Annotated in this window: 1 protein-coding gene; it reads right to left on the bottom strand. The window is 39.2% G+C overall.

The annotated features are described in order from the left end of the window. Positions 1-26: 26 nt before the first annotated feature. Entirely contained in the window at positions 27-503 is a 477-nt protein-coding gene (gene greA, locus ABN217_RS19390) for a transcription elongation factor GreA (protein ID WP_070925581.1), read from the bottom strand. Positions 504-699: the final 196 nt, after the last annotated feature.

Below are 699 nucleotides of genomic sequence, written 5' to 3'. Positions count from 1 at the left end.
ATATAACCAATTCAGGGAAATAGGAATTAGATATACTCAACTTTAAGAATTTCGAACTCTACATCGCCGCCTGGTGTTTTGATAACAACAACGTCATCAACTTCTTTACCTACCAAACCACGAGCAATCGGAGAGTTAACAGAAATCAGATTAACCTTAATATCTGCTTCATCATCCCCAACAATACGATAAGTCAATTCTTCATCGGTATCGACATTCAAAACGCTGACTGTTGCACCAAAAATGACACGACCGTTATTTGCCATTTTAGTCACATCAATCACTTGAGCATGCGAAAGTTTCGATTCAATTTCTTGAATTCGGCCTTCACAGAACCCCTGTTGTTCACGAGCGGCGTGATATTCTGCGTTCTCTTTCAGGTCACCGTGTTCACGTGCTTCTGCAATCGATGCAATAATTTCCGGGCGGCGGACAGATTTAAGATACTCAAGCTCTTCTCTAAGTTTATCTGCACCAAATACCGTCATTGGAATCTGTTTCATTGATAAATACCTCTGTTTCAATCCTATCTAAAAATAAGTATCTTCCTGATTTTTGTAACAACAGTACACTAAACACCCTACAACATAAGGGGGTGTCCAAACAATACACAGGCCGTAAATGCGTTTTGAAAATGCATTCACACACTTATCTTATCACAATGGTAACCATTCTAACGTAGACTTAATAGTCGGTCAT

Source organism: Proteus sp. fly-1067, assembly GCF_040139345.1.
Lineage (GTDB): Bacteria > Pseudomonadota > Gammaproteobacteria > Enterobacterales > Enterobacteriaceae > Proteus > Proteus vulgaris_B.
Note: the sequence above shows the minus strand (reverse complement) of the source record. Positions and strands in the feature narration are given on the sequence as shown.

Excerpts from the sequence above, each read along its gene's own strand:
- greA (WP_070925581.1), bottom strand. The coding sequence starts at position 503 with ATGAAACAGATTCCAATGACGGTATTTGGTGCAGATAAACTTAGAGAA.